Consider the following 13,396-nt stretch of genomic DNA (forward strand, 5'->3'; position numbering starts at 1 on the left):
AGGATTGTGGAGAAAGCGAATATCATGATGTAATGTTGTGGATAAGGGTTTCAACGTCACCCTACGCGAAAGCGGGCAGACTTCCACAGGGTAATTCTTTGTGAAACGAATTGTAGAACTTCAAGTATGGAGAAACAGCAAAGGAGCGAGGCGCAAGCCAAGTGTGCATCTTCAGCCGAACGCAAAACAGTGTGGAAAGGAATAGATTTCGCACGATGCGAGCGTAGGGTAAGGAAGCTACAAGTCCGAATAGCAAAGGCTCAGAAAGAAGGAAGATACAACAAGGTGACAGCCTTGCAACATCTTCTTGTCACCTCCTTTGAAGCCAAGGGATTGGCGGTAAAGAAAGTGACGTCCAATAAAGGAAAACGTACGGCAGGAGCGGACCATGTACTATGGGACACCGATGCCAAGAAAATAAACGCAGTGAGTTCTTTGAAACGGAGAGGGTACAAAGCCCTTCCACTGAAAAGGGTTAACATACCAAAGAAGAACGGAAAGATGAGACCGCTCGGGATTCCGACCATGAAGGACAGAGCCATGCAAGCTCTTTATCTGATGGCTCTAGAACCCATTGCGGAGACAACCGCTGATGCCAACTCTTATGGATTTAGAAAGTTCAGAAGTGCGGCAGATGCTATGGATGCCCTGCACAGATGGTTAAGCAAAGATTGCTCTCCCCAATGGATATTGGAGGGAGACATTAAAGGATGCTTCGACCACATCAGTCACCAATGGCTTCTCGATAACGTACGAATCGACAAGCACATCTTAGAGAAATGGCTGAAAAGTGGTGTCGTATTCAATAAGTTGCTACAACCCACCGTGGAGGGTACTCCGCAGGGTGGCATCATCTCACCGACACTTGCCAACATGACACTCGACGGCATGGAAAGAATGTTGAAAGAGAAGTATAAGGTGAGCTACATCGATGGAAAACTTTATCATCCGAAAGTGAATTGCGTGCGTTATGCTGATGATTTCATCATCACGGCAGACAAACGAGAAATACTGGAAGAGACAAAATGTATGTTGATTGAGTTTCTTGGGAAACGTGGTCTCACGCTATCCGAAGAAAAGACACTGATAACACACATCAGCGAGGGTTTTGACTTTTTAGGGTTCAATGTTCGGAAGTACAACGGCACATTGTTAATCAAACCATCCCCTAAGAGTCAGAAACGGTTCACAGAGAAACTGCACGAAGTCGTGTTCAAAAAGAACAAGGCTGTAGCACAGCAGAAGCTGATAGAAGACCTCAACCCTGTATTGAGGGGATGGGGAAACTACTACAGTAGTGTGGTATCGAAAACTACGTTTAGCAAGATAGACCATATATTAACCAACCAGTTAAAGCGGTGGTCCTATCGAAGGCATACGAACAAGTCGAGAGAATGGATAAAGAACAAATACTTTATCAAGGTCGGCAATCGGGACTGGATTTTCGGCTTCAAGTACAAAGATTGTGAAAAAGGTGCTATCTTTACACTTATGAAGCTGGCTGACATACCGATTAGACGACATGTAAAGGTGAAATGTGAAGCCAATCCATACGACCCGACTTGGGATGCCTACTTCTTGAAGCGGATGCAGAAACGCAACCGCTCACGTACGTCCCGAAAGGGAACTTTATCGGAAACAGTTGCCTGTAAAGGCGCGGATGAGCCGATTTAATTTTATGAGAATTAAATTTTGAATTATCGGAGCTGTATGCGGGGAAACTCGCACGTACAGTTCTTAATGGGGAATGCGGCGGTAACGCCGCAAACCTACATAACAATATAACTTTCATGGAAAATAACCCGGAACTGCAGCTAGCTTGGCAGTTCATAGAAAATACAGGCACACATTTATTTCTTACCGGAAAAGCCGGAACCGGAAAAACGACATTTCTTAGACGATTGAAAGAACACACCCCTAAGCGCATGGTTGTATTAGCACCGACAGGGATCGCAGCCATCAATGCGGGAGGAGTAACGATTCATTCTTTCTTTCAGTTGTCTTTTGCCCCTTTTGTGCCGGAAACTACCTTTAATTCTTCCCAAACACATTACCGTTACAGTAAAGAAAAGCGGAACATAATTCGTAGCATGGATTTGCTCGTTATTGATGAGATCAGTATGGTGCGTGCCGATTTGTTGGACGCGGTGGATGCAACTCTGCGGCGGTATCGCGATAGAGAGAAACCGTTTGGCGGGGTGCAACTGTTGATGATTGGAGATTTGCAGCAATTGGCTCCCGTCGTGAAAGATAATGAGTGGGAACTGTTGAGGAAGCATTACGAAACCCCTTATTTCTTTGCGAGCCATGCGTTGAAAGAAACGGTATATATGACCATTGAACTTAAAAAAGTCTACCGGCAGAGTGACACATTCTTCCTGTCTTTATTAAATAAAATCCGGGAAAATAAGGCTGACGATGAAGTGCTGAATGAACTGAACCGTCGTTATCAGCCCGGTTTCCAGCCACAAAAAGAAGAAGGATATATTCGGCTGACGACACATAATTATCAGGCACAGAAAGTAAATGACCGTGAATTGGCATCTTTGTCCGGCAAGGCGTATCATTTTCGTGCCGAGATAGAAGGAGATTTCCCCGAATATTCCTATCCTGCGGATGAACTCCTGACAATAAAGGAAGGAGCGCAAATTATGTTCCTGAAGAATGATCCATCGTCCGAGAAACGATATTATAACGGTATGATTGGTGAGGTGGTCACTGTTAATGATGCAGGTATTATTGTGCGGGGGAAGGGGAATAAATCAGAATTTCAGTTGTTGCCGGAAGAGTGGGGAAATTATAAGTACGTACTGAATGAGGAAACAAAGGAAATCACGGAAGTGATAGAAGGAACGTTCCGTCAATATCCTATCCGTCTGGCATGGGCCATTACGATACATAAAAGTCAGGGGTTGACGTTTGAGCGTGCCATTATTGATGCGCGTAACTCTTTTGCGCACGGACAGACTTATGTAGCGTTGAGCCGTTGCAAGACTTTGGAAGGGATGGTGTTGGAGTCTCCTTTGCGGAGGGAAGCCATTATTAGTGATGCTACGGTGGATAATTTCACCAAAGCGGTAGAGCAGAATAAGCCGGGCAGTCAGCAGTTGAACGATATGCAAAAGGCGTATTTCTTTGATTTGTTGAGTGATTTGTTTAATTTCTATTCGATCGATCAGGCTTATAAACGATTGCTTCGTTTGATAGATGAAGATTTGTATAAGCTCTTTCCGAAGCAGTTGGCAGAATATAAGGCATTGGAACCTCGCATCAAAGAGAAAATAGTGGAAGTGTCCCAGCGTTTTCGTAACCAGTATACCCGGTTGATACATGAGAGTGAAGACTATGCGACGAATCAGGAGTTACAGGAGCGGATTCGTTCCGGGGCCAGATATTTTCATAAAGAGTTGGCGCCGATTCGGGCTTTGTATAATAAGACTAATATGCCTCTTGATAATAAAGAGTTGAGAAAGCTGTTGGCGGAACGTATGCAGGCGTTGGATGATGCGTTGTGGATTAAAGAGTCTTTGTTGGAGGCTGTGTCTGCAAGAGAGAGATTCGCTATTACGGATTATTTGAAGTTGAAGGCTAAAGTAATGTTGAGTCTTGAGGATGATTCTTCTTCTTCCGGTTCTTCGAAAGCGTTGAAAGAAAAGAAAGAGCGGAAGGAACGGAAAGAGCGTACACGTAGCGGTGCTGAAAAGGTGAAAGTGGAAGTGCCTACGGATATTTTGCATCCGGAGCTTTATCGCGCCCTGTCTGAATGGAGGACAGCCAAAACACGTGAGGTGAATCTTCCTGCGTATGTTATTATGCAGCAGAAAGCGTTGATGGGAATTGTGAATCTGCTACCGGATAATCCAAGAGCTCTGGAAGCGATACCCTATTTCGGAGCAAAAGGGGTGGAAAGGTATGGACTTGAAATATTAGGCATTGTCCGTAAGTATATGGCGGAAAATCAATTGGAAAGACCGGAAATAATGGATATGCTCATCTCTGATAATAGGGAAGCCGCAAGCCGACGGGAAGAGCTGAAGCAACGGAAAGAAGAACAGAAGCAACGGAAAGAGGAAGAAAAACAGAAGAAGGAAGCAGAGAAACAGAAAAAAGAAGCGGAGAAGGAGAAGAAAAAAGATACAAAATTAGTCAGCTATGAAATGTTCTGCCAGGGAATGAGCATAGATGAAATAGCCAAAGCTCGCGAATTGGTATCGGGAACCATTGCCGGTCATTTGGAATATTATGTCCGTTTAGGAAAGATTAAAGTGGAGAAAGTAGTGAAAGCTGAAAATCTGGCGAAGATTCGTAAGCATCTGGAAGAACATGAATACATGGGAATATTTGCCATTAAGGCAGCATTAGGAGACGATGTCTCCTATGCTGATATAAAGTTTGTATTGGCTGTTTCCGGGCATTAACTAATTATCTCTGGACCTAGCCCCAAACATAAAAATATCTCTGTCTTTCGTTCACAATGCTCATTCTTGCTCTTGTCAAACCATCGCAAGCAATATCAGAGATTACAGAAAAATGAAACGAAAACAGGAACACTGATATCAATCAGAATACCGTGTAAGATAGCGATGGGAATCATTTCTTTTCCCGAATATCTGCTGATGGAGGGCAGGAGTACATCCATCGAATTGACTCCTGCCGCTGAAATAGGAGCCAGTTTCCCGAAATACTTCTTGATGATTGGAGTACCGAGAAGTGCCATCATCTCACGGAAAATATTAGTCAACAGTGCGATAGTTCCTAATTCCGTAGCCAGTTGCAGCCCGATAGAAGGCTCTTTGAACTGGGTGATAAGGATAGAAGAGAGCGAATAGTATGCGAATCCGCTTCCCACTGCCATACAGTCGAACACGCTCCACTGGCGCAATAGCAGGCTTGCTAAAGCAGAAAACAGCAACGTACCGATAATCGTTCCCAACGGAATCAACAGCATTTTAGGATGCAAATGTGAAACAATCGCTTTCAGGTTCTTATTAGAACCGATACTGATTCCCACTTGCAGCATTAACGCATAAAGTATATACATTGAAACTGTGTGCGTATCAAACTGGAACTTGTTGAAAGCTCCCATGACACAACCTACACAAAAGAATAATATAACGATCAAACTTCCTTTCATTGTTCACCTCCTTCTTGAATAAACGCGTCTTTTTTCCTCTTAAAAGAAATCAGACTCCTTTTTTTATTATTCGCCTCCTTTTCTAAAAAACAATTGCAGTACCAAACGGGCAGCGATCAGGCTTCCCAATACACCGGACACGGCAAGAACAATTGCCTGCCATCCGAATTTACCGAGATTGTTTACAATCAGGCTATTAGAACCGATAGACACACCGAGAATGAAGAGCAACAAGAATATTGTAAGAGAAATTGTCTTTTCTGTCTTTTGCAAGATACTCCAGTTACGCAATACATAACCGATGCCGATTCCTAAAAACATAGTAGATATAATAGAGAACATAATGTATATATTTTTGGTTAGGTTAAACTGATTATTGACAACACACAAGAGAATTTTCAAAGAAGATGATACATCTGCTTGAAAATCGGAAAGGAATACTGCTGTGAATAGTGAAACAAGTCAGCAGATAGTTCCTGTTAAGAAATAATAGGGTAATTTAGATGAATCCACTGAACCAATGTACATGCACGCAGCAAGACTTACAGAAAGTCGGTATTCCTGCAAGAAAAAGATTAGCGTTATGTAGTTGTAATGTTTGATTCATCATTGGTCTTTTTTGATTTTGGTGCAAAGATAATAACTTATTGCATATTTTCAAAATAAATATGCAATAAATGAAGCGAAAGAATTATTCGGAATGAAATAGATTGTTGTAAAAAGTAGTATTGTTTCCAATTCTACCACTGTCTTCAATTTGGGCACTATCCCGCATTTTGTGTAAATAGCCACTGTTCACCATTTGAGGACTCTCTTATTATATAAATAGAAACCACAGAATTCCTCTTGTAGTTTTCTGTTTACGTAAAATGATGGATAATCCTTGAATAATTGGTAATCTGTCCTCTTCCTTATAAATGTTCCCAGTTCGCAAGAACTTCTTTTAGCTTCTGTGGCTCGTATCCAAGCATTGTTCGTGCTTTATCGATACTCATTCCGCTAAAACGAGGACGGGGAGTGGTTTCATTCATTTCCTCTGTCGTGACAGGATGGATAAAAGAGTGATCCAGTCCCATATAATCTGCTACCTGATAAGCAATCTCCGCAATGCTCATACACTCATCTCCGCAAATGTGAAAGATACCGTTCGTTGTATGTGCTATCAAACGCTGTACACCATCCGATACGTCTCCAACATAAGTCGGTGTCCTCCATTGATCGGATACGACACGGATTTCTTGCCCGGCTTTCAAACGGTTCATTACCAACTGGACGATATTACCGTGTTGTCCCGGCAGCGCTCTGCCATAAACGATTGCTACACGGACAATAGCATAACTGCTGCAAGTTTCTGCCACTTTCTCTTCTCCTTTCCACTTGGTATATCCGTAATAGTTGACGGGAGCGGGGATGTCTTCTTCTGTGTACAACAGTCCGGCATCTTCATTTATCTTTTCATCGAAAACAAACATCTTTCCATCGAAAACAAAATCCGTCGATAGATGAATGAACCGGCTTTTATATTCTTCGCAAAAAACAGCCAGTTGGCTCACTGCGGTCACATTGGTAAGATAAGCCTCTTCATGATGCGTCTCGCAATAATCCGGTACGGACAGGGCGGAACAATTAATGACCACATCAGGCTGAACCTCCTCAAAAAGACGCTTAATGTCCGCTTCATTCCGTATATCTGTTTCAATGAAACGATATTTCCCTGCATCATTCGGAGAAATATCCGGATGCAGAGAGCACCCCGTTACCTTATATTGTGCATGAACAGACAAATCATTTAATATTTGGCGTCCGGTGAATCCATTGGCGCCGATAATCAATATCTTCTTCATTAGGTTCTATTATATATAGTGTTATAGATATCAAGGCGCCATATCCGGACTTTTTGATGATACAATCATTGCGGAGACACGACTTTTTTGCATATATTTCTACAAAAATAGAAAATAATATCCATTGCGCAAATAGATTTCGTACTTCCCATCTTACTTTGCTCCCGATAACGAGATTTATATGAATGGATAAAAGAAAAGAAGTATGGAAAAAGTAATTATGGGAACACGTTTGCCCGCTAAGCTTTGGTTGAATGAAGTAGAAGACTCTTGTATGTCGCAGATTATGGATTTAACTTCACTTCCTTTTGCGTTTAAACATATCGCCATCATGCCTGATGCCCATGCGGGAAAAGGAATGCCAATTGGCGGTGTGTTGGCTACGAAGGGTGTGATTGTTCCCAATGCTGTGGGAGTGGATATCGGTTGTGGAATGTGTGCGATTAAGACCAATCGAAAAGCGGACGATTTTAGTTATACGGATTTGACTTCCATCATGTCGAAGATTCGTGCGGCCATTCCCTTGGGATTCGATCATCATACTAAAAAGCAAGATCAGGAATTACTTCCACAAGGATTCGACCTTGAGGAGATGCCTATATTGAAGAATCAGTACGAGGCTTGTTTGAAGCAGATAGGAACCTTGGGAGGAGGAAACCACTTTATTGAGATTCAGAAAGATACCGAAACGTCTGATGTGTGGGTGATGATTCACTCCGGAAGCCGTAACATTGGTTTGAAGGTTGCCAATCACTATAATAAGATTGCGCAATATTGGAATGAGAAATGGTATTCTGAAATGGTATCGGGACTGGCTTACCTGCCAATGGAGACGCAGATGGCAAAGGATTATTTCCGTGAAATGAACTACTGTGTGGCCTTTGCCTTTGCCAACCGTCAGTTGATGATGACCCGTATTTGTGAAGCCATCCAGGCAGTGAAACCTGAAGCGGACTTTGAGCCTATGATTAATATTGCCCACAACTATGCAGCCTGGGAGAACCATTTCGATCAGGATGTGATTGTGCACCGAAAAGGAGCTACGCGTGCCTATGAAGGTGAGATTGGTATTATCCCCGGATCTATGGGTACTAAATCCTATATCGTTGAAGGACTGGGTAATCCGGAGAGCTTCAAAAGCTGTTCGCATGGTGCCGGCCGATTGATGGGACGAAAGGATGCTTGTCGCCGTTTGTCACTGGATGAAGAGAAAGAGCGAATGAACCAGCAAGGAATCATTCACGGACTTCGTTCGCAGGATGAATTGGATGAAGCGCCGGGAGCTTATAAAGATATTGCGCAAGTGATAGCGAATGAGCGGGATTTGGTGAAACCATTGGTGGAACTTGCTCCAATGGCAGTTATTAAAGGGTGATTGACACATGTACTGGGAAGAGAAAAACAAAGGCAATTTGGAGTATAGGCATAAAAAAAGGAGCAACGCCTTGCTCCAACCTTTGTTAACCTTAAATCTAATACTATGAAAAACACATTGCAAAGATACGGACTATTGCGAAATTAGCAAATAATCCAAGAAAAAAAGTATGTTTTATAACATTGATTAAGAATTTGTATTCTCGAATCTATTTTTATTAAGAGATTTGACCGATTACAGACAAGAGTAAAGCTCCATTATCGTACTATTTCTTTTAGTAGCCTTAATGAGTGGCAACATACCACGCTGTTTCGTTCTTTTTCAAAGCAGCTGCACTAGTGCTTGGATCAGAAATAGTGATACCGGAGAAAGTATTGATTTTTTTTCGTTCTCCATAATAGGAGGATATTGCTGTAAAATAATACTCCGTATTCTTTTTATATGGAACTGTGCGTTTCAGTTGTTCGTTGAATTGCTCCAATAAATCAGGATCGGAGCATAGCTTTGCAACATAATCACCACAATCAAAGAATATGGAAGGTTTATATCCGTCTAAACTCTGCAAAGAAGAAATTAATTCTTCGTTAAACGTATAACGTTGATTTATTTCTTTCATAATGGCCGCCAGATTATCCACTTCCGAGCAATCTGTGACACTGATTGTTCCGCAGGGAGTGACATAATTTGAATAAAAAGAATAGAAACCATCACAAATCTTTTCATAATCTATGTTTCCGATTAAGTACTGGCCGATCTTGTCGTATGGCATACCATAAGCCATAATTTCACTAGTGGATGCTATCAGGTGACTTGTTACGTTTTTAAGGTCATAAGCAACCTCTACTGTCGACATATAGCAGTCGTCGAAAAGGATATACTCCATCTTCAATCCTGCGCTCGATATTCCTTCGGCAAGTGTAGTAATATCCGTCTGATACTTGGATTCTCTGCCTCCGAAGAGACGTGTCATAGGTGTATTCCCATATTCCCAATGTTTTTTGACTGTTTGCAGGCTACTGCGTGATTGCGTTCTTGATACGGGGATCCATCCCATCCCGTGGCATCCGATAATCATTGCATATCGTTTGGCGGGAGAGTAGGTCTGTACATCATTCAGGATAGAAGTGATACCCTCGGCCGTTGTATAGCTGGGAGTCGGATAATTATAGCTTTTTAAAGCCTTCTGCACAGCTGCGCCTTTTTCGTAAGAAAGCTCATAGAGAGTGGCTTTTGTAGCCGTTGTGCACATAAATACGAGAACCCGCTCGTTTTTCAATATATTCTGTCCGATAATACTTTTCAGATCAGCAATATTTTGATAGAAAAAGGAAGTCAGGTCAGTCGACCAAGGCAGATACATAAATACAGTTTGTTCATTATCCGAACGAACCACCGGGTCGGTAGGATCAGGATCTGTCGGATCAGTGTTATCCGTCTGCCTTGTGTTGGGAGATGTAGAAACCGGATCTTCTTTCTCACACGAAATCATGCCGAAAGAAAGAAATAATACGAAGAGGATTGATTTCATCAGACGATAATATTGTTGCATTGTTTCCATTATTCTACTAAGGATTAAATTTTCTTTTTATATATAACGTAAAAAGAGAACTTTTTGATTTGCTTTACCGGGACATAATTGATACATCTCTCTTTGCAAAGTTACTGAAAAATAGCGTAATTCCAATACCGTCATTCATAAGAAAGAACAACTGTTCGGGAAATGGTAACTTAGGAAGTTAAAGAGGAGAGCTTACGTATGGACATAAAAAAAGGAGCAACGCCTTGCTCCAACCTTTGTTAACCTTAAATCTAATACTATGAAAAACACATTGCAAAGATACGGACTATTGGGAAATTAGCAAATAATCCAAGCAAAAAAGTATGTTTCATAACATAGATTAAGAACTGGATATTTCAATTCAAATTTCATTAAGACTTTTTTGTTGCTTTATCGTCCTCCAATCCTTTTAGATTTCATTTCTAGTTAGGTACTCTGAAATCATTCGGAGAGCAACCGGTAACTTTCTTGAATAGCCGGCTGAAATACTGCGGATTCTGGAAACCCAGTTCTTGTGTTATCTGATTAACTGTTTTATCAGTATTCAGCAACCAGTCTTTGGCAATCTCGAAACGTTTGAACTCGATGTATTCTTTAAAAGATTTCCCCGTTTCGTGCTTCAGCAAGTCGTTGAAATATTCAGAAGATAAATGAAGCACGTTAGCGCAATACTCATTTGAAAGCACATCGACAGCCGGTACCGGCTTCGTTTCGAAATGGTTATTTATCATTTTATCAAATTGCTTGATAATCGTTTTATTCACTTCGTTACGTGTAATGAATTGGCGTTCGTAGAAACGTACACAGTAATCCAGCAATAGCTCTATATACTTGGAAACTATTTTTTTGCTGTGGCGATCAATACAACGTTCGAGTTCCTGGTTGATTCTGTCCATAAATTCCAGAATGATCTGTTTCTCGCGCAATGATATATGCAGTGCCTCTTCAGGCTGATAAGAGAAGAAAGTATAGTTATCTATATTAAGTCCGAGCGGAGTGCCACAAATCAGATCGGGATGAAAAGCCAATATCCATCCTTTAGAGGGAAATCTCTTATTTTTTTCTTTCATACTGATAGACTCTCCGGGAGCCAGGCAGATCAAAGTACCGTCCGAGAAATCATAATACTGGTGACCATACACATAGGCCTCACATTTACACTCACTCAATAGAATCGTATAAAAGTCGAACTTGATGTCCGTATGAGGCGACAAGTCAGCCTTTGAGAGATCAATGACACTCACCAGCGGATGTAGTGTTTTGCTTCCCAGACAACAATTGCATTGATGCACGGTTCCTATTTTGAGTACTTTATCTCCCATGATGTTGAGACTCCTGTAGCTAAAAAATGCTTAGTTTCTTTGTTTATATTCGTTCGGGGTGCAACCGACATGCTTTTTAAACAATCGGCTGAAGTGTTGTGGATATTGAAATCCCAGTTCATAAGCCACCTGGCTGACAGTTTGAACACCTTCCAGTATTCTTTCTTTTGCCAGTTCGATAATCCGGCACTGGATATATTCCTGTGCAGTTTTTCCTGTTTCCTTCTTTATCAAGTCTCCGAAATAATTAGGAGAGAGACATGCCTTGTCTGCAAAATATTTCACGGATGGCAGTCCTTCGGTTATTGCCACCTGATTCTGGAAGTATTCGTCCAGCAATTGCTCGAATTTTACGATAATATCTTTGTTCGCCTGATTACGTGTAATAAACTGCCGTTCGTAGAAACGCATACAGTAATCCAGCAGTAGTTCGATGTTTCGCACGATGAGTTGCTTGCTGTGTTTGTCAATAGGATGCTCCAGCTCGATCCTAATTTTATGTATGCAATCAGTTACGATTTCTCTTTCCTGGTCTGAAAGATGCAATGCTTCATTTACCTCATAAGAGAAAAAAGTATAGTTCTTGATATGCTGTCCTAATGAAGTTCCGCGGATTAAATCGGGATGAAACAAAACGCCGATTGACTTGGTGCGGGGAGCAGGTCTGTTGCGGTTGTCTATTCCGCTCACTTGTCCCGGTGCCATACAAACAACCGTTCCTTCCTGATAATCGTAATTCTTACGTCCATAAGTGAGGTCGCCACATTTTGCATCCTTCAGGAACAAGCAGTAGAATCCGATATTCATACGGATATATTCAACTGACCTGGTGGCTTTTGAGAAGTCGATTACATTCACCAAAGGGTGCAATGTTTCCAGTCCAAACAATTGGTCATACTGATCGACGGTTTCAATTTTTGTTATTTCATCCATATGCTTCTGTTATTAATCTGATACAAAGATAAAACATTTGAAGGTATCTTTTTAATTTCATTCAGCAAATCAGTAATATGGGTATAAGAATCAGTAATCTGTATACTACATAAACTTTCGGGCAGAAAAAATAAATGGCAATGATTGCTGGAAGTAAATGATGGAATTGATATATTTGTTCCGGAGAATATAAAAAACAGGTTTTATGAAAGCATTATTTATTGGAGGAACAGGTACGATTAGTACAGATGTAGTAGCATTGGCGCAACAAAAAGGGTGGGAGATTACTCTCCTAAATCGTGGTTCGAAAAAGATGCCGGAGGGAATTCACAGTATCATTGCGGATATTAATGATGAAGAAGCTGTGGCAAAAGCCATCGTGTCCGAACATTACGATGTGGTTGCACAGTTCATTGGCTATACGGCAGAAGACGTGAAGCGTGATATCCGCCTGTTCCAGAATAAAACGCGGCAATATATCTTTATCAGCAGTGCCTCTGCCTACCAAAAGCCATTGGCCGATTACCGCATAACCGAAAGCACCCCATTGGTCAATCCCTATTGGCAGTATTCCCGTAACAAGATAGAAGCGGAAGAAGTGCTGATGGCAGCCTATCGCACAAACGGTTTCCCTGTTACAATCGTCCGTCCCAGCCATACCTACAACGGAACAAAACCTCCCGTATCTGTACATGGCGATAAGGGAAACTGGCAGATCCTAAAACGAATCCTTGAAGGTAAACCTGTTATTATCCCCGGCGACGGTTCTTCTTTGTGGACATTGACTCACTCTAAAGATTTTGCCAAAGGTTATGTAGGACTGATGGCGAACCCTCATGCCATTGGGAACGCTTTTCATATCACTACCGATGAAAGCATGACCTGGAATCAGATTTATCAAACCATTGCCGACGCGTTGGGTAAACCTCTGAATGCATTACACGTAGCCTCCGATTTCCTTGCCAAGCATAGCGATCATTATGATTTCAGAGGTGAACTGTTAGGAGATAAAGCAGCTACGGTAGTCTTTGATAACTCGAAGATAAAGCGGTTGGTTCCTGATTTTATATGCAACACTTCCATGGCAGACGGATTACGACAAGCCGTACACTATATGCTTTCCCATCCGGAATCACAAATACCCGATCCGGAATTTGATTCATGGTGTGATCGTATTGCCAACGCAATAAGTGCGGCAGATAAGGCCTTCGAGCTTTCCTAATTCTGTGC

General features: G+C 41.7%; 10 protein-coding genes. 4 read left to right on the forward strand and 6 right to left on the reverse strand.

The annotated features are described in order from the left end of the window. Positions 1 to 126: 126 nt before the first annotated feature. Both ltrA and HMPREF9009_RS15990 read left to right on the forward strand, forming a co-directional pair. Positions 127 to 1,674: a group II intron reverse transcriptase/maturase gene (gene ltrA, locus HMPREF9009_RS15985; RefSeq protein WP_083444141.1), complete on the forward strand. Its 1,548-nt coding sequence runs from the start codon at positions 127 to 129 to the stop codon at positions 1,672 to 1,674. 116 nt (positions 1,675 to 1,790) lie between these two features. Continuing rightward, positions 1,791 to 4,418 (forward strand): helix-turn-helix domain-containing protein, encoded by a 2,628-nt coding sequence (locus HMPREF9009_RS15990; protein WP_008022599.1) that lies wholly within the window; start codon positions 1,791 to 1,793, stop codon positions 4,416 to 4,418. A gap of 95 nt (positions 4,419 to 4,513) precedes the next feature. Here the strand turns inward: HMPREF9009_RS15990 and HMPREF9009_RS15995 are convergent, their stop codons facing one another. The 3 genes from HMPREF9009_RS15995 to HMPREF9009_RS16005 form a co-directional block, all read right to left on the reverse strand. Beyond that, positions 4,514 to 5,134 carry a LysO family transporter gene (locus tag HMPREF9009_RS15995; RefSeq protein WP_004315295.1) on the reverse strand — a complete coding sequence of 207 codons (621 nt, stop codon included), beginning with the start codon at positions 5,132 to 5,134 and terminating at the stop codon, positions 4,514 to 4,516. A 66-nt stretch (positions 5,135 to 5,200) separates the two neighbouring features. After that, positions 5,201 to 5,476, reverse strand: coding sequence for a LysO family transporter (locus HMPREF9009_RS16000; RefSeq protein WP_004315294.1), 276 nt, complete (start codon positions 5,474 to 5,476; stop codon positions 5,201 to 5,203). A gap of 569 nt (positions 5,477 to 6,045) precedes the next feature. After that, positions 6,046 to 6,978, reverse strand: coding sequence for an SDR family oxidoreductase (locus HMPREF9009_RS16005; RefSeq protein WP_049702689.1), 933 nt, complete (start codon positions 6,976 to 6,978; stop codon positions 6,046 to 6,048). A 205-nt stretch (positions 6,979 to 7,183) separates the two neighbouring features. Here HMPREF9009_RS16005 and HMPREF9009_RS16010 point away from each other — a divergent pair, with 205 nt between their 5' ends. Next, complete coding sequence (locus tag HMPREF9009_RS16010; protein ID WP_049702690.1) at positions 7,184 to 8,353, forward strand: RtcB family protein; 1,170 nt, start codon at positions 7,184 to 7,186, stop codon at positions 8,351 to 8,353. A gap of 283 nt (positions 8,354 to 8,636) precedes the next feature. Here the strand turns inward: HMPREF9009_RS16010 and HMPREF9009_RS16015 are convergent, their stop codons facing one another. From HMPREF9009_RS16015 to HMPREF9009_RS16025, 3 genes are all read right to left on the reverse strand, one after another. Then, entirely contained in the window at positions 8,637 to 9,911 is a 1,275-nt protein-coding gene (locus HMPREF9009_RS16015; protein ID WP_049702691.1) for a clostripain-related cysteine peptidase, read from the reverse strand. A gap of 422 nt (positions 9,912 to 10,333) precedes the next feature. Then, positions 10,334 to 11,233, reverse strand: a complete 900-nt coding sequence (locus tag HMPREF9009_RS16020) for a helix-turn-helix domain-containing protein (protein WP_049702692.1) — start codon at positions 11,231 to 11,233, stop codon at positions 10,334 to 10,336. Positions 11,234 to 11,263: 30 nt separating this feature from the next. Next, the gene (locus tag HMPREF9009_RS16025; protein ID WP_008022585.1) at positions 11,264 to 12,166 is read right to left on the reverse strand and encodes a helix-turn-helix domain-containing protein; all 903 of its coding nucleotides are present in this window, start codon (positions 12,164 to 12,166) and stop codon (positions 11,264 to 11,266) included. A gap of 205 nt (positions 12,167 to 12,371) precedes the next feature. Between HMPREF9009_RS16025 and HMPREF9009_RS16030 the strand changes: the two genes are divergently transcribed. Then, the gene (locus HMPREF9009_RS16030) at positions 12,372 to 13,388 is read left to right on the forward strand and encodes an SDR family oxidoreductase (RefSeq protein ID WP_008022584.1); all 1,017 of its coding nucleotides are present in this window, start codon (positions 12,372 to 12,374) and stop codon (positions 13,386 to 13,388) included. Positions 13,389 to 13,396 lie beyond the last annotated feature (8 nt).

It is taken from the genome of Bacteroides sp. 3_1_13, assembly GCF_001185845.1.
Lineage (GTDB): Bacteria > Bacteroidota > Bacteroidia > Bacteroidales > Bacteroidaceae > Bacteroides > Bacteroides xylanisolvens.

What these genes read in the sequence shown, in the direction of transcription:
- HMPREF9009_RS16010 (WP_049702690.1), top strand. Translation starts at nt 7,184, where the DNA reads ATGGAAAAAGTAATTATGGGAACACGTTTGCCCGCTAAGCTTTGGTTG.
- HMPREF9009_RS16015 (WP_049702691.1), bottom strand. Translation starts at nt 9,911, where the DNA reads ATGGAAACAATGCAACAATATTATCGTCTGATGAAATCAATCCTCTTC.
- HMPREF9009_RS16025 (WP_008022585.1), bottom strand. Translation starts at nt 12,166, where the DNA reads ATGGATGAAATAACAAAAATTGAAACCGTCGATCAGTATGACCAATTG.
- HMPREF9009_RS16030 (WP_008022584.1), top strand. Translation starts at nt 12,372, where the DNA reads ATGAAAGCATTATTTATTGGAGGAACAGGTACGATTAGTACAGATGTA.
- HMPREF9009_RS16000 (WP_004315294.1), bottom strand. Translation starts at nt 5,476, where the DNA reads ATGTTCTCTATTATATCTACTATGTTTTTAGGAATCGGCATCGGTTAT.
- HMPREF9009_RS16005 (WP_049702689.1), bottom strand. Translation starts at nt 6,978, where the DNA reads ATGAAGAAGATATTGATTATCGGCGCCAATGGATTCACCGGACGCCAA.
- HMPREF9009_RS16020 (WP_049702692.1), bottom strand. Translation starts at nt 11,233, where the DNA reads ATGGGAGATAAAGTACTCAAAATAGGAACCGTGCATCAATGCAATTGT.
- HMPREF9009_RS15995 (WP_004315295.1), bottom strand. Translation starts at nt 5,134, where the DNA reads ATGAAAGGAAGTTTGATCGTTATATTATTCTTTTGTGTAGGTTGTGTC.
- HMPREF9009_RS15990 (WP_008022599.1), top strand. Translation starts at nt 1,791, where the DNA reads ATGGAAAATAACCCGGAACTGCAGCTAGCTTGGCAGTTCATAGAAAAT.
- ltrA (WP_083444141.1), top strand. Translation starts at nt 127, where the DNA reads ATGGAGAAACAGCAAAGGAGCGAGGCGCAAGCCAAGTGTGCATCTTCA.